14 protein-coding genes are annotated in these 18,141 nt (G+C 73.4%); 5 read left to right on the top strand and 9 right to left on the bottom strand.

Annotation, left to right across the window (positions count from 1 at the left end):
• Positions 1-12 precede the first annotated feature (12 nt).
• The 3 genes from ASF44_RS11585 to ASF44_RS11595 all read left to right on the top strand — a co-directional run bounded on the left by ASF44_RS11585 (position 13) and on the right by ASF44_RS11595 (position 4,722).
• On the top strand, positions 13-3,534 hold the full coding sequence (locus ASF44_RS11585) for a PAS domain-containing protein (protein WP_156374457.1): 3,522 nt from the start codon (positions 13-15) through the stop codon (positions 3,532-3,534).
• Between the two features lie 133 nt (positions 3,535-3,667).
• Positions 3,668-4,519: a hypothetical protein gene (locus ASF44_RS11590; RefSeq protein WP_156374458.1), complete on the top strand. Its 852-nt coding sequence runs from the start codon at positions 3,668-3,670 to the stop codon at positions 4,517-4,519.
• Entirely contained in the window at positions 4,516-4,722 is a 207-nt protein-coding gene (locus tag ASF44_RS11595) for a hypothetical protein (RefSeq protein ID WP_056899384.1), read from the top strand. The genes ASF44_RS11590 and ASF44_RS11595 overlap by 4 nt, the downstream gene beginning before the upstream one ends.
• A gap of 43 nt (positions 4,723-4,765) precedes the next feature.
• Here ASF44_RS11595 and ASF44_RS11600 read toward each other — a convergent pair whose 3' ends face one another.
• The 6 genes from ASF44_RS11600 to ASF44_RS11625 all read right to left on the bottom strand — a co-directional run bounded on the left by ASF44_RS11600 (position 4,766) and on the right by ASF44_RS11625 (position 10,906).
• Positions 4,766-5,857, bottom strand: a complete 1,092-nt coding sequence (locus tag ASF44_RS11600) for a TlpA disulfide reductase family protein (protein WP_056899385.1) — start codon at positions 5,855-5,857, stop codon at positions 4,766-4,768.
• A 70-nt stretch (positions 5,858-5,927) separates the two neighbouring features.
• Positions 5,928-6,368 carry a hypothetical protein gene (locus tag ASF44_RS31705; protein WP_056899386.1) on the bottom strand — a complete coding sequence of 147 codons (441 nt, stop codon included), beginning with the start codon at positions 6,366-6,368 and terminating at the stop codon, positions 5,928-5,930.
• Between the two features lie 63 nt (positions 6,369-6,431).
• A complete protein-coding gene (locus tag ASF44_RS11610) occupies positions 6,432-7,430 on the bottom strand; it encodes an acryloyl-CoA reductase (RefSeq protein ID WP_056899387.1) in 999 nt (332 codons plus the stop codon).
• 2 nt (positions 7,431-7,432) lie between these two features.
• On the bottom strand, positions 7,433-8,440 hold the full coding sequence (locus ASF44_RS11615) for a tripartite tricarboxylate transporter substrate binding protein (RefSeq protein ID WP_235579198.1): 1,008 nt from the start codon (positions 8,438-8,440) through the stop codon (positions 7,433-7,435).
• A gap of 35 nt (positions 8,441-8,475) precedes the next feature.
• A complete protein-coding gene (locus ASF44_RS11620; protein WP_056899389.1) occupies positions 8,476-9,645 on the bottom strand; it encodes an acyl-CoA dehydrogenase family protein in 1,170 nt (389 codons plus the stop codon).
• 16 nt (positions 9,646-9,661) lie between these two features.
• Positions 9,662-10,906, bottom strand: coding sequence for a CoA transferase (locus ASF44_RS11625; protein WP_156374459.1), 1,245 nt, complete (start codon positions 10,904-10,906; stop codon positions 9,662-9,664).
• A 78-nt stretch (positions 10,907-10,984) separates the two neighbouring features.
• On the opposite strand from ASF44_RS11625, the gene ASF44_RS33265 reads away from it, so the two are divergent.
• Positions 10,985-12,568, top strand: a complete 1,584-nt coding sequence (locus ASF44_RS33265) for an IclR family transcriptional regulator (protein WP_162243802.1) — start codon at positions 10,985-10,987, stop codon at positions 12,566-12,568.
• Positions 12,569-12,645: 77 nt separating this feature from the next.
• On the opposite strand, the gene ASF44_RS11640 is transcribed toward ASF44_RS33265, so the two are convergent.
• From ASF44_RS11640 to ASF44_RS11650, 3 genes are all read right to left on the bottom strand, one after another.
• Complete coding sequence (locus tag ASF44_RS11640; RefSeq protein WP_156374460.1) at positions 12,646-13,506, bottom strand: hypothetical protein; 861 nt, start codon at positions 13,504-13,506, stop codon at positions 12,646-12,648.
• A 508-nt stretch (positions 13,507-14,014) separates the two neighbouring features.
• Positions 14,015-14,935, bottom strand: a complete 921-nt coding sequence (locus tag ASF44_RS11645; protein WP_056899391.1) for a universal stress protein — start codon at positions 14,933-14,935, stop codon at positions 14,015-14,017.
• Between the two features lie 333 nt (positions 14,936-15,268).
• A complete protein-coding gene (locus ASF44_RS11650) occupies positions 15,269-16,387 on the bottom strand; it encodes an alpha/beta fold hydrolase (RefSeq protein WP_082524701.1) in 1,119 nt (372 codons plus the stop codon).
• A gap of 303 nt (positions 16,388-16,690) precedes the next feature.
• On the opposite strand from ASF44_RS11650, the gene ASF44_RS11655 reads away from it, so the two are divergent.
• Complete coding sequence (locus ASF44_RS11655) at positions 16,691-18,094, top strand: GntP family permease (RefSeq protein WP_056899392.1); 1,404 nt, start codon at positions 16,691-16,693, stop codon at positions 18,092-18,094.
• The last annotated feature ends 47 nt before the right edge of the window (positions 18,095-18,141 follow it).

The following is an 18,141-nucleotide window of genomic DNA, read 5'->3' on the forward strand; positions in this document are numbered from 1 at the left end:
AGGGAGTGCGTCATGGAATCCGTCTCCCGGTGGTTGGCCCGCCTGCCCGAATCGCGGCGCAACTGGCTCGTGCCGGCCATCGCCATCGGCATGCTGGCCAGCGCGCTGTTCGTCTGGCACATCCAGCAGGACCTGGCAGACGGCCGTGCGCAGGCCCGCGCCCGCGTGCAATCGGTCGCCGACCTGCGCGTGAGCCAGGCCCAGGACTGGGTGGAGCGCCAGATGGGCCTGGCCGAGTTCCTCGTCGACAGCAGCTACCTGGGCGAGCTGTTCGTGCGCTGGCAAGACCAGGCCGACGCGGCGGCCGGCGAGCGCCTGCTGGCGCGCGCCGTCAAGTTCCGCCGCTCCAACGATGCCGACAGCGTGTTCGTGGTCGATGCGCGGGGCACGGTGCTCGGCAGCGAGCACCCGGCCGATGCCGAGCGCCCCGAACTGCAGGCCGCGCTGCAGCAGGCGCTCGCGCGGCGCACCTCCGTGCACACCGCCATCTACCGCAGCGAAAGCTCGGCCATGCCGGTGCGCATGGACGTGGTGATCCCGCTGCTGGCCACCGGCACCGCGCCACGCGGCGCCATGGTGCTGCGCATCGACCCGCGGCGCGCGCTGTACCCGCTGCTGTCCAGCTGGCCCGTGCCCACGCGCACGGGCGAGGCCATGCTGTGGGCCGAAAGCGGCGACCGGCTGGTCGCCCTGAGCGACGCGCGCTGGAACCCCGACGCCGCCGGCGTGCTCTCGCGCCCCCGCCCCGCCGTCGGCCCGCTGGCCACCCGGGGGCCGCGCGCGGACACCACGGCGCCGCAGATCTTCATCGGCCCCGACTACCGCGGGGCCGAGGTCATGGCCTCCGTGCAGCCGGTGCCCGGCACCGACTGGTGGCTGGTGGCCAAGATCGACCTGGCCGAGATCGACGACGAGAACTGGGAGCACATGCTGTGGCTGCTGGTCGGCCTGGGCCTGGGCCTGGCGGGCATGGCGCTGACGGTGCGCTGGTGGTCGCAGCGCCTGCGCTCGGCGCAGGACCGGCGCGAGCTGGCCGAGCAGCGCAAGCGCCTGGAGGCGCTGAACCTGCTCGAGGCCATCACCGACAGCTGCTCCGACCTGATCTTCGCCAAGGACCCGCAGGGCCGCTTCATCTTCTACAACGCGGCCTGCGCCAGGCTGTTCGGCAAGTCCAAGGAAGAGATGGTGGGCCGCACGGTGGCCGACCTCATCGGCGCCGAGCAGGCCGCGCTGCGCGCCCCGCGCGACGCCCTGGTGCTGCGCACGCAGGAGCCCATGCAGTTCGAAGAGGTGACGGCCACGGCCGATGGCGACCGCGTGCTGCAGCACACCAAGTCGCCGCTGCGCGATGCCGACGGCCAGCTGATCGGCCTGCTCAACATCGCCCGCGACGTGACCGAGGCGCGCCAGGCCCAGCAGGCCCTCGGCGAGCGCGACGCGCACTACCGCAGCGTGGTCTCCGCGCTCAGCGAAGGCGTGGTCGTGAGCGACCCGCAAGGCAAGGTCACCAGCTGCAACGCGGCCGCCGAACGCATCCTGGGCTGCACCCAGATCGCCTGGCAGGGCGGCCCGCTGATGCCGCCCGGCTGGTTCTTGTTCGATGCCGACGGCCGGCCCCTGCTGCCCGACGCCACGCCGCCGGCGCGCGTCGCCGCCGGCGCGCCCGCGCAGCACGACGTGCTGGTCGCGTTGCTCGCGCCCACGGGCCAGCGCACCTTCTTCAACGTCAACGCCGTGCCGGTGCACGACGAGGCCACGGGCCGGCTGCTGTCGGTGGTGACATCGTTCGTGGACGTGACGCGCCGCCGCCTGCTGGAGCAGGACCTGCAGCACAGCCGCGACCAGCTCGAACGGCGCGTGGCCGAGCGCACGGACGAACTGCAGGTGGCCAACAGCGCGCTGCAGGAGGCGGCGCGCTTCAACCGCACCGTGACCAACGCCATCCCCGGCCATGTCTCGTACTGGTCCGCCGACCGCACCTGCAGTTTTGCCAACGCCGGCTACGCCGCGCGCTTCGGCTACACGCCGGACAGCATCCTGGGCCGCCACGAGGCCGAGGTGCTGGGCGTGGCCTACGCCGAGATCAAGCACCACATGGACGCCGCCATGCGCGGCGAGACGCAGCGCTACCTGCGCGAGATCGTCCGGCCCGACGGTGGGCAGGCCCTGTTCCGCGTGCTGCTGGTGCCCGACACCGACGATGCGGGCGCCATCCGCGGCGTGCTGGTCATGTCGTTCGACATCACCGACCTCAAGACCGCCGAGCAGGCCCTGCGCGACAGCAATGCCCAGCTGGCCGTGGCCTGCGACCGGGCCGAGTCCGCCAGCCGCGCCAAGAGCGCCTTCCTGGCCAACATGAGCCACGAGATCCGCACGCCCATGAACGCCGTGCTGGGCATGGCCCACCTCATGAAGCGCGGCGAGCTGGAACCCAAGCAGCGCGACCGGCTGGAGAAGATCGACGACGCGGCCCAGCACCTGCTGCGCATCCTCAACGACGTGCTGGACCTGTCCAAGATCGAGGCCGGCAAGCTGGAACTGGAAGACCGCCCGTTCGCGCTGCGCGCCTCGGTGCGTTCGGCCGTGGAGATGCTCTCCAGCTCGGCCCGCCGCAAGGGCCTGGGCTTCACGCTGGACATGGCCGACCTGCCCGACGCCGTGCACGGCGACGCCACGCGCGTCTCGCAGATGCTGCTGAACCTGGTCTCCAACGCCATCAAGTTCACGGAACAGGGCACGGTGGAGGTGCATGGCCGCACGCTGCAGCAGACGCCCCGGCGCGTGCAGGTGCAGTTCGAGGTGGTGGACACCGGCGTCGGCATCCCGCCGGCGCGCCAGGCCGGCATCTTCGAGAGCTTCGAGCAGGCCGACACCTCGACCACGCGCCGCTTCGGCGGCACCGGACTGGGCCTGGCCCTCACGCGCCAGCTGGCCCAGGCCATGGGCGGCGAGGTGGCCGTGCACAGCACGCCCGGCGTCGGCAGCCGCTTCACGGTGACGGCCTGGTTCGACCGCCAGCAGGCCGGCCGCACGCGGGCCGGCATGCCCGGGCGCGACGAGCAGGACCTGCAGCAGTGGCTGGAGGTGCTGCGCGACCTGCACGGCGGGCGCCGCGTGCTGCTGGCCGAGGACAACCCCATCAACCAGGAGGTGGCGCGCGAGCTGCTGCAGCTGGCCGGGCTGCAGGTGGACGTGGCGCACGACGGCCGCGAGGCCATCGCCATGGCCAGCCAGGGCGACTACGCGGTGGTGCTCATGGACATGCAGATGCCCGGCACCGACGGCCTGGAGGCCGCGCGCAGCCTGCGTGCGCGCGGCCATGACGTGCCCATCGTCGCCATGACCGCGCACGCGATGGCCGAGGACCGCAGCGACAGCCTGCACGCCGGCATGGTGGACCACCTGACCAAGCCCGTCAGCCCGCTGGCGCTGTACCAGACCCTGCTGCGCTGGATGCCGACGCCGGCCGCCGCCGCAGCCACAGCCTCGGCCGCTGCGGCCGACAGCGCCACGCCGGAGCTGGCGAGCACCTGAGCGCGCGCCATCCGGGCATGTCCTACAGACGCCGGCGCGCGCGCGGCGTAGCGTGCTGGCGCACCACCGTCCAGGCATCCACAGGCCATGCAACGACAACACCGAAACCACCGCCGTCCGCAGCCGGCCCGCCGTGGCTGAACCGCTCCACCTCTGGCGCACCGCCCTGTGGACGGTCGCCCTGCTCAACATCGCCGCCTGGTGCTGGACGGCCTGGCGCGTGCACCGGGCCGACCTGCCCTGCGATGCCAACTGGCACGGCCTGCGCCGGCTGCAGCTGTGGCTGTCGGCCGGCTACGTGTTCGGCTGCGCCTTCCGCTCGGTCGTGCCGGTGTATGACATCCCGCGCCTGGTGATGGTCGACGCGCCGTGGTCCAGCGTGCTGGTGGGCCGCTCGGTCGCCACCGTGGCCGAGCTGTGCTTCGCCGCGCAGTGGGCGCTGATGCTCAAGGACACCACGCGCGGCGGCGACCGGCCGCTCGCGCGGCTGGCGGCGCTGCAGATCGTGCCGCTGATCCTCGTGGCCGAGCTGTGCTCGTGGTACTCGGTGCTCACCACCTCCAACCTGGGCCACACCATCGAGGAAAGCCTGTGGGGCACCTGCGCCGCGCTCGTCGCGGCCTGCCTGCTCGCGCTGTGGCCGCGCGTGGCTGCGCACCAGCGCCCGGTGCTGGCGCTGTGGGTGGTGGCCGCGGGCGCGTATGCGCTGTACATGTTCGCGGTGGACGTGCCCATGTACTGGCACCGCTGGCTGGCCGACGAGGCCGCCGGCCGTGCCTACCTGGGCCTGGGCGCCGGCGTGGCCGACGTGGCAGGCCGTGTGCACGTCTCCACGCAGTGGGAAGACTGGAAGACCGAGGTGGTGTGGATGACGCTGTACTTCAGCGTGGGCGTCTGGGCCAGCATCGGGCTGGTGCACGCGCCGCGGCTGCAGTTGCGGGCCGTGGCGGGCCGGCCCCGGCCATCGCCGAAAATCGCCGCATGACGACCACCTACGAGATCAGCCTGATCCTGCCCGACCCGCACGACCCACGCCCGCGCAGCATCCAGGTCAGTGCCAGCTACATCGACAACGAGAAAGATCTCAGCGCCGCGCAGAAGGCGGCCATCCGCGCGCTGCCGCCCGGCGGCGTGTGGACGGGGCGCGCCATCCAGGTCAAGCGGCTGGCCGACAAGCCCGCGGCCTGAGCGGGGGCGCTCTTTCCACGTCGCGCCGGAACGCCCGCCGGCTTCAGAGCTGCGCGGGCGGGTAGTAGGGCTTGTCGCCCAGCGCGTCCACGCGCTCCCAGAACGCCGGGCTCACCGCCAGGCCGCGCGCATCGCGTTCGGCGTGCTGGCGCCAGATGGCCCATGAATCGGGATGCAGGCGCGAGGCCATGTCGAGCTGCGCCCGGCCCTGCGCCTCCTGGCCGGCGCGCAGCAAGGACTGCCCGAGCCGGAAGCGCGCATGCGCCTCGGCGATGGCCGCATCGGGCCGCTGCAGCCGCCGGCGCACTTCCTGCGGCGCCAGCGCGTGGCGGCTGGCGGCGCCGTGCTCCGCCCAGTCGCGCACGGCGTCGAGGTAGGTGGCCTTGATGGCGGCGCGCCGGGCCACCACCGCCTCGGGCATGGCGTTGGTCTGGCGGTCGCGCTCGCGCAGGCCGTCGGTCGAGCCGGCGCTCTCGGGCGGGCGCACGATGCGGCCTTCCTCGTCGATCCACACGGCCTGCGGCACGTTGACCAGGTTGTAGCGCTGCGCGACCAGGTGCTCCGCATCGATCAGGCACGGGAAGGTCGGCGCCGCGGCTTCGATCCACGGCCGCGCCGAGGCTGCATCGTCCAGCGCGATCGCCAGCACCGTGAAGCCGTGGGCGCCCGCCGATGCCTGCAGCGCCTGCCACAGCGCCAGGTCGACCCGGCAGCCGCACCACGACGCCCAGGTGGCCATGAACACGCGCTGCCCGCGCAGGTCCGACAGCCGGTGCATGCGGCCGGCCAGGTCGGGCAGTTCGAAGTCGGGCGCCTGCAGGCTTTCCCACGCCGCGGCCTGGCTGTCGGCGCCCTCGCCCAGCACCCACAGCGCACCGGCGTCGTCGTGCACGGCCGGCCAGCCCAGGTGCCGCCAGAACGCGGCGAGGTCGAGCCGCGCGCCGTCCACCAGCGCCTGGCCGCCGCCGTGCCCCGCTGGGGGAATCGGCATGCAGGCCGCGCCGCGGCACAGCCCCTGGGGCTTCCACTCCCAGCCGGTGGCGGCGTGGACCTGGCTGGCGTCCAGCCACAGGCTGGTGGTGGAGGGCGGGATGGCGACGACGCTGTCGTGCGTGTCGTGGACGATGTGGATCACTGCGGTGCTCCTGAAGATGGACCGCGCGATGCTGCCACGCCGGCCCGCGGTTACAAGCCGGCGCCGGCCGCTACTTCGTGGCCTCGGACGCCTCGCGCACGCGGCGCTCGAAGGTCTCGGCGCACTGGCGGTAGCCCTTGTGCTCCTTCTCGAACTTGCCCACGGCGTCGCGGTCGGCCGCCTCGAACACCTGGCCGATGCCCTCTTCGAGCGGCTCGAAGCCACGGTGGGCGAACAGCAGCAGCCGGCGCGCGTTGAGCGCGCCCTGCGCCTGCTCGAACCCGCAGCCGCAGACATCGCGCGTGGCACGCAGGTAGCCCAAAGACTGCTGCGCGAAGCCGTCGCGCGTGGCCAGGCGGTTGAGCAGCGTCTCGTCCAGTGGATAGATCAGCGCGGTGCAGCGCGCCATGTAGGCCTCGCGGTCGACCGTGATCTTCTGGGCCTGCGAGAGGCCCGGCAACAACAGCAGCAAGGCCGAGCAGGCCAGCGCGGGAATGGGGCGCATGGGCATCGTGGTGGCGGGTTCAGCGGCCGGCCATGGTAGTACAGGCGCGGGGGATGCCCGCGCAGCAGTTCAGGCCATCGCCACCACCAGGCGCCCGCGCGTGGCGCGCTCGCGCATGCGTGCCATGGCCTCGGGCAGCTGGTCGAAGGCCGTCATCCGGGCGATGCGCGCCAGGTGGCGTGGCCGCAGGTCGCCGGCCAGCCGGGCCCAGACGGTGCGGCGCAGCGCCATGGGGCTGTTCGCGTTGATGCCGATCAGCCGCACGCCGCGCAGGATCAGCGGCAGCACGGTGGTGTGCAACTCGGCACCGCCGGCGTTGCCCAAGCTCGTGAGCACCGCATCCGGCGCGGCGCTGCGCAGCAGCCAGGCCAGCATCTCGCCGCCCACCGAATCCACCGCGCCGGCCCACTGGCCCTTGTCCAGCGGCCGGCCCGAGGGCACGGCGACAGACGTGTCCAGCACCGTGGCGGCGCCCAGCGCACGCAGGTAGCCGTCTGCGTCGCCCTTGCCGCTCACGGCCACCACCTCGTGGCCGCGCCCGGCCAGGATGTCGATGGCCACGCTGGCCACGCCGCCGGTGGCGCCCGTCACCACCACGGGCAGGCCGCCCGGCGCCAGGCCGTTGTGCTCCATCCAGTGCACGCACAGCGCGGCGGTGTAGCCGGCCGCGCCGAGCGTGGCCGCCTCCAGCAGGGTGAGGCCTTCGGGCAGCGCCAGCGCCCAGTCGGCACGCACGCGGGCGAACTCGGCATGGCCGCCGTCGTGGTCCACCCCGACGCCGAAGCCGTGCACCACCACCGCGTCGCCGGGCGCGAAGCGCGGGTCGCTCGAATGCTCCACGCGGCCCGAGAAGTCGATGCCGCCGGTGCGTGGGTACTGCCGCACGATCTGGTTCAGGCCGGCCGCGGCCAGGGCGTCCTTGTAGTTGATGCTGGTATAGGCCACGCGCACCAGCAGCTCGCCGGGCGGCAGTTCATCGTGTGCCTGCGTCACGAAGCGGCCCGCCACCGGCGCGCCGGGCGCGTCCTGGTGCAGCCGGAAGGCACGGAACCGTTCAGGAGAGGCCATCGTCAGTCCGCCTTGATGCCGGCGGCCTTGGCCACCTTGCCCCACTTGAGCGTCTCGGCCTGGATGTGGGCCGTGAACTCGGCCGGCGAGCAGCTTTCGGGCTCGATTCCCAGCCGCGCCAGGTGTTCGTGCATCTGCGGCGTGGCCAGCGCCTCCACCATGGCCTTGTGGAGCTTGGCGATCACGGCCGGCGGGGTGCCCGCCGGTGCCAGCAGGCCCCACCACGACGAGGCCTCCACCGGCACGCCCTGCTCCGCCATGGTGGGCACGTCGGGCATCAGCGCACTGCGCCGGCCTGCCGCCACGGCCAGCGGGCGCAGCTTGCCGCCCTTGATCATGGCGTTGGTCGGCGGCAGGTTGTCGAAGCTCAGGTCCAGCTGCTTTCCCACCAGCGCGGCCACCGCCTCCGAACTGCCCTTGTAGGGCACGTGCAGCAGTTGCACGCCAGTGTCGGTGCGGAACAGTTCGCCCGCCAGGTGCGGGATGCTGCCGTTGCCTGCCGTGCCATAGCTCAGGCCGTTCCTGCTGCTGCGCGCCTGCGCCACGAGTTGCTTGAAGTCCTTGACCGGCGAATCGGCATGCACCAGCACGTAGACCGGCGCCTTGGTGATGAGCGAGATGGGCGCCAGGTCGCGCTGGGCGTCGTAGGGCAGCTTGTCGAACAGCACCGCGTTGGTCGCCAGGTTGGCTGTGCCCAGCAGCAACGTGTAGCCGTCGGGCGCGGCGCGGGCCACGGCCAGCGTGCCGGTTTGCGTGGCGGCACCGGCCTTGTTCTCGACGATGAAGCTCTGGCCGAACACCTCGGACAGGCGCTGCCCGATGGCGCGCGCCGCCGTGTCTGCGCCGCCGCCGGGCGCGTAGGGCACGATGATGCGGACTGGCTTGTCCGGGTAGTCGGCGGCCCGGGCGGCGGGCAGCAGGCCGCCGAACGTGAGCAGCGCGGCGAGCAGCGCAGGCAGGGCGCGGCGCATGCAGGCCGCGCGCGGGGCAGTGGTGGTCCAGGCGTGCATGGTGTCGTGTCTCCTCTGGGTGGTGGTCTGGCGGGTCAGCGCGGTTCGTGCCCGGCGCGCGCCAGCGTGCGCTTGGCGATGTTGAGTTGGTGGATCTGGCTCGTGCCCTCGTACAGCCGGAACAGCCGCACGTCGCGGTAGAAGCGCTCGATGGCATGGCCACGGATGAAGCCGCCGCCGCCCAGCATCTGCACGCAGCGGTCGGCCACCCGGCCGCACATCTCGGAAGCGAAGTACTTGCACATGGAGGCCTGCATGGTCACGTCCTCGCCGGCATCGCGCGCACGCGCCGTCTCCAGGATCAGCGCGCGCGCGGCGTGGATCTCGGTCTGGCAGTCGGCGATCAGCGCCTGCACCAGTTGGAAGCCCGCCACCGCCTGGCCGAACTGCCGGCGCTGCGCGGTATGGTCCACGGCCTCGTCCAGCATGCGGATGGCCGGCCCCGTGCACAGTGCGGCCAGGTGGATGCGCTGCTTGTTCAGCACCTTCATCGCGGTGCGGAAACCCTGGCCGGTGTTGCCGGCGCCGCCCACGATCTGGTCCGCGTGCACGCGGCAGTGGTCGAAGTGCACCTCCGACACCGGCGAGCCGGCCTGGCCCATCTTGTCGTAGGGCACCCCGGTGCTGAGGCCCGGCGTCCCGCGCTCGACCAGGAAGGCGGTGATGCCGCGGGCGGACCGGTCCGCAGGGTCGGTGCGCGCCATCACCGTGAACAGACCGGCGAGGGGCGCGTTGGTGATGAAGCACTTGCTGCCGTTCAGCACGTAGTGCTCGCCTTCGCGCACGGCGCTGGTGCTGAGCGCCACGGCGTCCGAGCCTGCCTCGGGCTCCGTCAGCGCGAAGCAGCCCGTCAGCTCGCCACGCGCCATGCGCGGCAGGTAGCGGTCTTTCTGCGCCGGCGTGCCGTCGGCCACCAGCGCCTCGGAGCCGATGCCGGTGTTGGTGCCCACGCGGGCGCGGAAGGCCACGCTGGCCTGCGAGAGTTCCATCGCCGCCAGCACCAGTTCCTCGGTGGTCATGCCGGCGCCGCCGTAGGCCTCGGGGATGGACCAGCCGAAGTAGCCGCCAGCGGCCAGCTGGGCGACGAGGTCGTCGGGCACTGCGTCCAGCCGCTCGACCTCCGCCTCGCGCGGGATCATCTTCTCGCGCACCTGGCGGCGCACGTTGGCCAGCAGCTCGTCGAAGGCCTGGGGATCGCGGATCATGGGTTGGCTCCTGGGTTCAGATGACGTGGGTGGCGCGCAGCGCGGCCAGATCCGCGGGCGTGAGGCCCAGCGCGCCGTAGACGGCGGCGTTGTGCTCGCCGCAGGCCGGCCCGGTGCGCGGTGGCGGCGGTGCGTGGCCGCCGAAGCGCGGCACCGCGGCCGGCGCGGGCACAGAGCCCAGCTCGGCATCGGGCAGGCGCACGAAGGCGCCGCGCGCGCGCAGGTGCGGGTCGTCCAGCGCGTCGGCGATCGAGTAGATCTTGCTGAACGGCACGCCATGCGCCTGCAACCGCCCGGCCAGCGCGTCGAAGCCGTGCGCGGCGAACCACGCGGCGATGGCGCCGTCGACCTCGTCCAGGTTCCGCACGCGCGCGGGGTTGGTGGCAAAGCGCGGATCGTCGGCCAGCGCCGGCGTGTCCATCGCCGCGCAGAGCCGGCGGAAGATGCCGTCCGACGACCCCACCAGCGTGATCCACTGGCCGTCCTGCGTACGGTAGATGTTGGATGGCGCGGTGTAGCTGGCGCGCGCACCGCTGCGCCCGCGCACCTCGCCCAGGAATTCGTGCTCGGCCGCCAGCGGTTCCAGCACGCGCAGCAGCGCCTCGGTGGCCGACAGGTCCACCTCGCGGCCCGGCGCCTGCGGGTCGCGCGCCCGCTCTGCCGCCAGGCTGGCCAGCGCGAACGCGCCGAACAGGCCCGCGATCGAATCGCCCACCGGGAAGTTGATGTGCAGCGGGTTGCCGCCGGCCTCGCCCGTCAGGTGGGCCAGCCCCCCCATGGCCTCGAAGATGCGCGCGAAGCCGGGCCGGCCGGCATAGGGCCCGGTCTGGCCGAAACCCGTGAGCCGCAGCACCGACAGGCGCGGGTTGGCCGAGCGCAGCGTGGCCCAGTCCAGGCCCCAGCGGTCCAGCGTGCCGGGGCGGAAGTTCTCCACCAGGATGTCGAAGCCGGCGATGAGCCGCAGGAACAACGCGCGGCCCTCGGGCTGGCGCACGTCCAGCGAGATGCCGGCCTTGCCGCGGTTGAGCACCTTCCAGTACAGGCCCGTGGGCGCCAGGCCGCGCAGCGGGTCGTTGCCCTCGGGCAGCTCGAGCTTGACCACCTCGGCGCCGGCGTCGGCGCACAACGTGGCGGCAAAGGGTGCGGCCACCACGGTGGCCATGTCCAGGATGCGCAGGCCGGCCAGCGGGCCGGCCGGGCCGGTGGGTGCGGTGCTCATCGCACGGTGCGGCGCATCGGGCGCCACGGGTGTGTCGGTCATCGGGTCTCCTGTCGATCCGGTGCGCAGCTTAGAAAGCGCACCCCGCGCCGGCCAGGCTTGTTTCGGTATATTGAACAGATGCCCGACCCCCGCTTTGCCACCAGCCTGGCGCACGGGCTGGCCCTGCTCGACGCCTTCGCCGATGCGCCCGCGGGCCTGACGAACGGCCAGCTGGCCGAACGCACCGGCTTGTCCAGGCCCAGCATCTCGCGCCTGTCCACCACGCTGGTGGCGCGCGGGCTGCTGCTGTTCGACACGCAGACGCGCCGCTACCGCCTGGGCAGCAGCGCGCTCACGCTGGGCTACCCGCTGCTGGCCAGCCTGGGCGTGCGGCGGCTGGCCCGCCTGCCCATGACCGAGCTGGCCGAGGCGCTGGGCGGCACCGTGTCGCTGGCCATGCGCGAGCGCGGCCGCATGGTCTACGTGGAGACCTGCCGCGGCCACCTGCGGCTGGCCTTCCGGCCCGACCTGGGCGCCGCGCTGCCCATGCTGCAGAGCGCTGCCGGCCGGGCCTGGCTGGCCAGCGCCGCGCCGGCCGAACGCCGCGCCGTGCTTGCCCACCTGCGCCACCAGGCCGCGCCCCAGCACGCGGCCTGGACACCCGCGCTGGCCCAGGCCCTGCGCGACCTGGCGCGCCACGGCTTCTGCATGTCGCCGGGCCACTGGATGGCCGACGTGCACGCCGTGGCCGTGCCGCTGGACGTCCGGCTCGGCGGCGAACGCCTGGTTCTCAATTGCGGGCTGGCCGCGCGCGACCTGGCGCCCGGCGCGCTGGTCACGCGCGTGGGCCCGCTGCTGCGCACGCTGGCGCGCCGCATCGAGCAGGAATGGCAGGCCGAGCAGCCTGCGCCGCCCTGGCCTGCGCCAGCGCCCGCCCCGGCGCGCCGCGGCCGCGCGGGCGACGAGCCCGCCAGCGCCGCCGCGCAGACGCTGGCGCGCGGCCTGGACCTGCTGCACTGCTTCGCGCCCGGCGACGACCTGCTGGGCAACCGCGAGCTGGCGCGGCGCCTGGGCCTGTCGCCGCAGACCGTGGTGCGGCTCACCTACACGCTCACGCAGCTGGGCCTGCTGCGGCGCGATGCGCAGGGCGCGGGCTACCGACTGGGCGCCGGCGCCGTTGCCATCGCCCACCCCATGCTGGCCGGGCTGCGCGTGCGCAGCCTGGCGCGGCCGGCCATGCTGGCACTGTCGCAGCAGCTGGGCGCAGCGGTCTCGCTGGGCCTGCGCCACCAACTGGGCATGGTCTACGTGGAGACCGCGTGGCGCACCGATGGCCGGCTGCTGCCGCCCGACACCGGCGCCGTGATGCCCATGCTGGCCACAGCCATCGGCCGCGCCTGGCTGGCCAGCGCCAGCGCGGCCGAGCGCAGGACGGTGCTGAACCAGATCCGCGTGCACGACCCGGCCGCGGCGCAGCGCTTCGAGGGGGCGGCCGAACAGGCGCTGGCCCAGCTCCGGCGCGACGGCCACTGCAGCTCGCGCGACTTCAGGCCGGAGATCGAGGCCGTGGCCGTGCCCTTCGCGCAGCCGGTGGATGCCGTGCGCTTCGTCATGAACTGCGGCGTGCTTGCGCCGCAGCCGCTGCCGGCCGCGCGCATACGCGCGCTGGGCGATGCGCTGGCCGGCGTGGTGCGGGCGCTGGAGACGGCGCTGCACGCCTGAGGGGCTGCGCCGCGCAGTCGCCCCGGCCCAGCACCCAGCACCCGCCGCGCGGCACACGGTGCGCGGTGCGGGTGGCCTCAGAGGTCGTACGGCATGCTCCAGCGCAAGGGCAGCAGCTCGCGCACCATCTGCAAGGCAATCGCCTCGGGCGAGGGCGGCGGTGACTCCGGCTTGGCAGCGGGCGGCCGTTGCAGCCCGGTGGCCGCCAGCGCAGCGCCGATGGCGCGCAGCACTCCGCGCATCTGCGCAAGGTCCCGCATCCAGCGCGTGAACGCAGCCAGGCCAGCGGCCAAGGCCAGCGCCGCGCCCAGCAACAGGCTGACCAGGTCGATGCCGCCCGGCCGGGAGATGTCCGGAACCGGCACGGGTACGGGCACGGACACGGGCGCCACGGGCACGGCGGGCCGGGCCGCCAGCTCCAGCGCGGCCACGCGTTCGCGCAGGCGGGCTGCCTCGGCCTTGGCCTCCACCAGCTCGACCACGGCCGCCTTGAACTGCGCAGAGTCACGCAGCTCGCGCAACTGCGCGTCGGACAGCTGCGGCCCCGGCGCGACGAGGAAACCGATGACCAGACCCGCCACCAGCGCCAGCGCGACAGCAAGCCACGACCGCGTGGTGTCCGGCGAACCCGTGTCGGCGGCCGCGCTGGCGGCGGACCTCACGAGACGGTAGAGCACCACGCCCACTGCAGCGACGCACGCGATGGCCAGCACCCAGGCCAGCACGCCGGCAGACTGGAACTTCACGCCGATGCCCTTGCCCAGGTTGATCTCCATCGACGTGGGCACCATCGAAGGATCGACCTTGCATTCCTGCGGCGGTGCGGGTGCCGGGCAAGCCGGCGGTGCCACGGTGGCCGGTGGCGCAGCGGCGCTGGCTGCAGCCATAGCCACAGGCACAGGCGCCGGGCTGCAATACACGTAGTTCTGCAGCAGCATCGGGATGCCCCTGGGCTCGGGGATCGCCACGGCCCTGGGCCCGGGCCGCACTGGCGGCCGCGGCGCCGAGGCCTGGCAGGCGGGCGGCTCGGGCACTGGCGCGGGCGCGTCGGCAGCGGCAGCCAACGCGGCCAGCGCCCATGCGCCTGCACAAAGAAGCTGCAAGAACCGCCGCGCGCAGGCGGAGCGAAGACGTTGCACCATGGTTCCTCCCGTGGCCGCCCGGATGGGCTGCGCACAGGGTACTGCTGCAACGCGCCTGCGGCGTCCTCCAGCCGATGGAAGAAAGCGGCGCGGCCCAACCTGCAGCCAGCCGCACGCGCCGCGTGGCGCCGAGCGGCGCGCCCGGCACCGCCACCGGCTGATGCGCAACACCGTGCCGTGCATGCGCGGGCCCGGGCCTGCGACCGGCACCGTACGGTGCGCATCAGGGCCCCCGGCTCCGATGGGAACAGTGCGGTGCGCTTGTGGGCCCTGCGCTGCGCCGGCGCCGCGGCACCCGGGGCGATCAGGGCGCCGCGGCGTCCAGCCAGCCCAGGCGCTGGCGCGCCGCCTGCGCGCTGGTGGGCGGCGTGGGCAGCCACAGCACATCGCAGCGGGTGGCCGCGGCCAGGCGCTGCGCGAGCGATGGGCGCCACCGTTCGGCCCAGGGCCCGCGCCGCGGCTTGCCCACCACCAGCAGCGAGGCGCCGCGCGATTGCAGCGCCTGTAGCAGCCGGGCCGGCGCCGGCCCGCGCAGCACCATGGCCTGGCCGGCCGGCAGGCCGGCGCGCACGAGCTGCTCGCCCAGCGCCAGCTCCGCGCGGCGGGTGGCCGTCTCCAGCCACGATTGCACGGCCGGCAAGGGCAGGTCGGCCGCGTGCAGGTGGCGCTGGATGGCCGGGTCGAGCACATGGCAGGCCAGCACCGCACGGGGCTGGCAGAGCCAGCCGGCCGCGCGCAGCAGCAACCCGGCGGCTTCGGCATCGAGCCCCGTGGCCACCAGCGCGCAGCGGTGCGCCGTGCCGGGCGGGCGGCGCGCGATGAGCACGGCGACACCCGCCTCGTGCAGCAGCCGGCCCGCCAGGCTGCCGCGCCACCAGGGCGCCGGCCCGCCCGGGGCCAGCGCGGCCGGGACGACCACGAGGTCGGCCACCTGCGCGTGCCGGCGCAGTACCGCACCGTCCTCGCCTTCCAGATCGACCGCCACCGCCGGCCGGATGCCGATGGCCGCCGCCATCGTGTCGGCCATGTCGGCCAGCGCGGCCCGCATGCGCACCGGCGGCGCGCTCGGCCCGTGGCGCGCGCTGGGGTGCCGCCCGGGCACGGCCATCGGCGCCACCAGGCTCAGCGCGGCGCCATGCGCCCACGCGAGGCGCGCAGCGCGCCAGGCCGCCTGCACGCTGGCAGCGGACGAATCGACAACGGCCACGATGTGCCGCAATTGCATGGGAACTCCTTCATCGCATCGGATGCGAACGCAACGACCATCCCCGGCGCACAGGGCGCAACGGGGCCTTGGAGGACATGGGCCCGGAGATCGGCAGCGAGGAAGGGGAAAGCTTCGTGTGCGGACCGCCGGGCTCAGGAATGGCCGGCGGTTCGGCGCGGAGCGGCGCACCGGGCCGGCACGCGGCGCGCGCAGCACGGCCTTTCGGCGTGCTGGCGTGCGTGCGGGCGGACGTGGTGGCAGGAAGGCATGGGCGCGCAGTCTAGATGCGCACGGCGGCCCGTGGCGGCACATGGGGCCATGGCCCCACGGCCCTTGCCAGATTGGCCGGCCTCAGCCGTTGCGCAGAAAGGCGATCAGCGCGTCGTTGAACTCGCGCGCATGCGAGACGTTGAGCCCGTGCGGCGCACCGGGCACCGTCACCAGCTTGCTGTGCGGCACGGCGCGGTGCGTGCGCAGGCCCGAGCCCTCGACAGGCACGATGCCGTCGGCGTCGCCATGCAGCACCAGCGTGGGCACCTTCACCTTCTTCAGGTCGTCGCGGAAGTCGGTGGTGCCGAACGATTCCATGCAGGCCAGCGCCGCCTTCTGGTCGGACTGGCGGCACAGCGCCACGGCGTCGGCACGCTGCTGCTCGCTGACCTTGAGCTCGCCGTTGGCCGAGAAGAAGTCGCGCGTGAACTGCTCGAAGAAGGCCTCACGGTCCTGCTCCAGGCCCTGCTTCATCTCCTGCGCCTTCTCGGGCGTGAGGGGGCCTTCGGGGTTGTCGGGGCCCTTCATCATGAAAGGCGGCACCGCCGCGGCGAACACCACGCTGCGCAGCCGCGCCTCGCCATGGCGGGCGATGTAGCGGGCCACCTCGCCGCCGCCCATGGAGAAGCCCACGAGCGTCACGTCCTGCTGCAGGCCACAGGTCTCCAGCACATGCGCCAGGTCGTCGGCCAGCTGGTCGTAGCCATAGCCGCTGGCAGGCTTGGCCGAGCGGCCGAAGCCGCGCCGGTCGTAGGCCACCACGCGGTAGCCGGCCGCCGCCAGCAGCGGCACCTGCGCCTCCCAGGCCTGCGCCGACAGCGGCCAGCCGTGGATCAGCACCACGGGCCGGCCGTTGCCGCCGGTGTCCTCGATGTGCAGGTCGACGCTGTCGCCGGCCGTGGCCTTGCCGGCCGCCGCGCCGCCAACCGCACCGGCCACGCCGCCGACGGCGCCGCCCACCACCACGCCCACCGGGCCGCCCACGGCAGCGCCGACGGCCGCGCCCGCCGCAGCGCCCGCCAGCACGCCGCCGGCCGTGAAGGCGCTGCCGGCCTCGCGCTCGGCCTCGGCGGGCGACAGCGGCTGCTGCGCGCCGGGCCGCGGGTCTTGCGAGGGGACGCCGTAGCCCGGGCGGGCCTGCGCGGCGAGGTCGCCGTCTGCGGGCGGGGTGATGGGGGTCGGGGTTTCGGGGTGTTGCATCAGTGTTCTCCTGGTTGGTTTGCGGGGGGCCGGGCCCAGGGCAGCCTGGCAGCCCGCGTGCCACTGTTGTAGGCGGCGCGCCGCGCAGCCGGCGCCGGCTGGCGCACCCTTGCGCCGTGGGACACGGGGCCAGTGCCCCACCGCCGGCAGGCCTTGCGGCTGGCGGCCTGCGCCCGGGGCCGGTGTCGGCCAGCGCCTTGCCGTGGCCGGGGCCCAGCCACCCTGCGCTATCCCCTTGCCAGATCGGTGTAAACCCTGGTGCTTGCTAGAGTCCGCCGCATTTTTGGCAAGGGAGGACTGGGCATGGCGGGAATGCTGGCAATCGTGGTGTCGCTGTTGTTGTTGATGTACTTCGCGTACCGCGGTGTCACCGTGCTGCTGCTGGCCCCGCTGATGGCCGCGCTGGCCGTGCTGCTGTCGGGCGACGCGGCGCTGCTGCTGCCCATCTACACCAGCACCTTCATGCCCGCGCTGGCCAACTACGCCATGGCCTTCCTGCCGATCTTCCTGCTCGGCGCTCTGTTCGGCCAGCTCATCGCCGATTCGGGCGCGGCGCACACGCTGTCGAACTGGATCGTGCGCGTGGTGGGCCAGCGCCATGCCGTGGTCGTCGTGGTGGCGGCTTGCGCGCTGCTGACGTATGGCGGCGTGTCGCTGTTCGTCGTGGCGTTCGCGGTGTACCCCATCGCCAAGGATTTGTTCCGCGCCGCGCAGATCCCCAAGCGGCTGGTGCCGGCCGCCATCGCGCTGGGCTCGTTCACCTTCACGATGACGGCCCTGCCCGGCACGCCGGCCATCATCAACGCCATCCCGATCAAGTATTTCGGCACCAACGGCTTTGCCGCGCCGGGCCTGGGCCTGATCGCCGCCGCCATCATGCTGAGCGGCGGCCTGTGGTGGCTGCAATCGCGCGTGGCCGCGGCGCGCCGTGCCGGCGAAGGCTATGGCGAACACGAGGACGAAGCGCCCGCCCCCGCCGAAGCCGCCCCCGTGCACACGGCCGGCGCCATGCCGGTCTGGCAGGCCCTGCTGCCGCTGCTGCTGGTGGTGGGCGTGAACGCCCTGTTCACCTACGCCGTGTTCCCCCACATGGACCTGGGCTTCATGCGCGAGGCCTTCCCCAACCTGAACACCGCCACCAGCACCGGCCTGTGGTCGCTGATCGTGGCGCTGGCCGTGGCCTGCACGGTGCTGGTGCTCATGCGCCTGGGCCATTGGGCCGACCTCAAGACCAGCGTGAACAAGGGCGTGTTCGGCTTCATGCTGCCGCTGTTCAACACCGCATCGGAGGTGGGCTACGGCGCGGTGGTGGCCAGCCTGGCGGGCTTCGCGATCATCAAGGAAGCAGTGCTGAACGTATCGCCCAACAACCCGCTGATCTCCGAAGCCATCGCCATGAACATCCTGGCCGGCATCACGGGATCGTCGTCGGGCGGCCTCAGCATCGCGCTGGAGGCCCTGGGCGCCGACTACCTGCGCATGGCGCAGGAGGCCGGTATCAGCGCCGAACTCATGCACCGCGTGGCCGTGCTGGCGGCCGGCGGCATGGACACGCTGCCGCACTGCGGCGCCATCATCACGCTGCTGGCGATCTGCAAGCTGACGCACCGGCAGTCGTACCTCAACATCGCGGCGGTAACGATGGTGTTTCCGGTGACGGCGCTGGTGGTGGTGATTGGGTTGGGGACGGTGTTCGGGAGTTTCTGACACCAGCAGCTCGAGCCCGCGGTCCTGGCACCACGCTCACTCTCAGG

Origin of the sequence: Pseudorhodoferax sp. Leaf274, from assembly GCF_001422445.1 — a bacterium.
GTDB lineage: Bacteria > Pseudomonadota > Gammaproteobacteria > Burkholderiales > Burkholderiaceae_C > Pseudorhodoferax.

Coding starts and splice junctions, on each gene's coding strand:
- ASF44_RS11595 (WP_056899384.1), top strand. CDS start 4,516: ATGACGACCACCTACGAGATCAGCCTGATCCTGCCCGACCCGCACGAC.
- ASF44_RS11620 (WP_056899389.1), bottom strand. CDS start 9,645: ATGATCCGCGATCCCCAGGCCTTCGACGAGCTGCTGGCCAACGTGCGC.
- ASF44_RS33265 (WP_162243802.1), top strand. CDS start 10,985: ATGCCCGACCCCCGCTTTGCCACCAGCCTGGCGCACGGGCTGGCCCTG.
- ASF44_RS11640 (WP_156374460.1), bottom strand. CDS start 13,506: ATGCTGCTGCAGAACTACGTGTATTGCAGCCCGGCGCCTGTGCCTGTG.
- ASF44_RS11610 (WP_056899387.1), bottom strand. CDS start 7,430: ATGGCCTCTCCTGAACGGTTCCGTGCCTTCCGGCTGCACCAGGACGCG.
- ASF44_RS11650 (WP_082524701.1), bottom strand. CDS start 16,387: ATGCAACACCCCGAAACCCCGACCCCCATCACCCCGCCCGCAGACGGC.
- ASF44_RS31705 (WP_056899386.1), bottom strand. CDS start 6,368: ATGCCCATGCGCCCCATTCCCGCGCTGGCCTGCTCGGCCTTGCTGCTG.
- ASF44_RS11585 (WP_156374457.1), top strand. CDS start 13: ATGGAATCCGTCTCCCGGTGGTTGGCCCGCCTGCCCGAATCGCGGCGC.
- ASF44_RS11655 (WP_056899392.1), top strand. CDS start 16,691: ATGGCGGGAATGCTGGCAATCGTGGTGTCGCTGTTGTTGTTGATGTAC.
- ASF44_RS11625 (WP_156374459.1), bottom strand. CDS start 10,906: ATGACCGACACACCCGTGGCGCCCGATGCGCCGCACCGTGCGATGAGC.
- ASF44_RS11615 (WP_235579198.1), bottom strand. CDS start 8,440: ATGCACGCCTGGACCACCACTGCCCCGCGCGCGGCCTGCATGCGCCGC.
- ASF44_RS11645 (WP_056899391.1), bottom strand. CDS start 14,935: ATGCAATTGCGGCACATCGTGGCCGTTGTCGATTCGTCCGCTGCCAGC.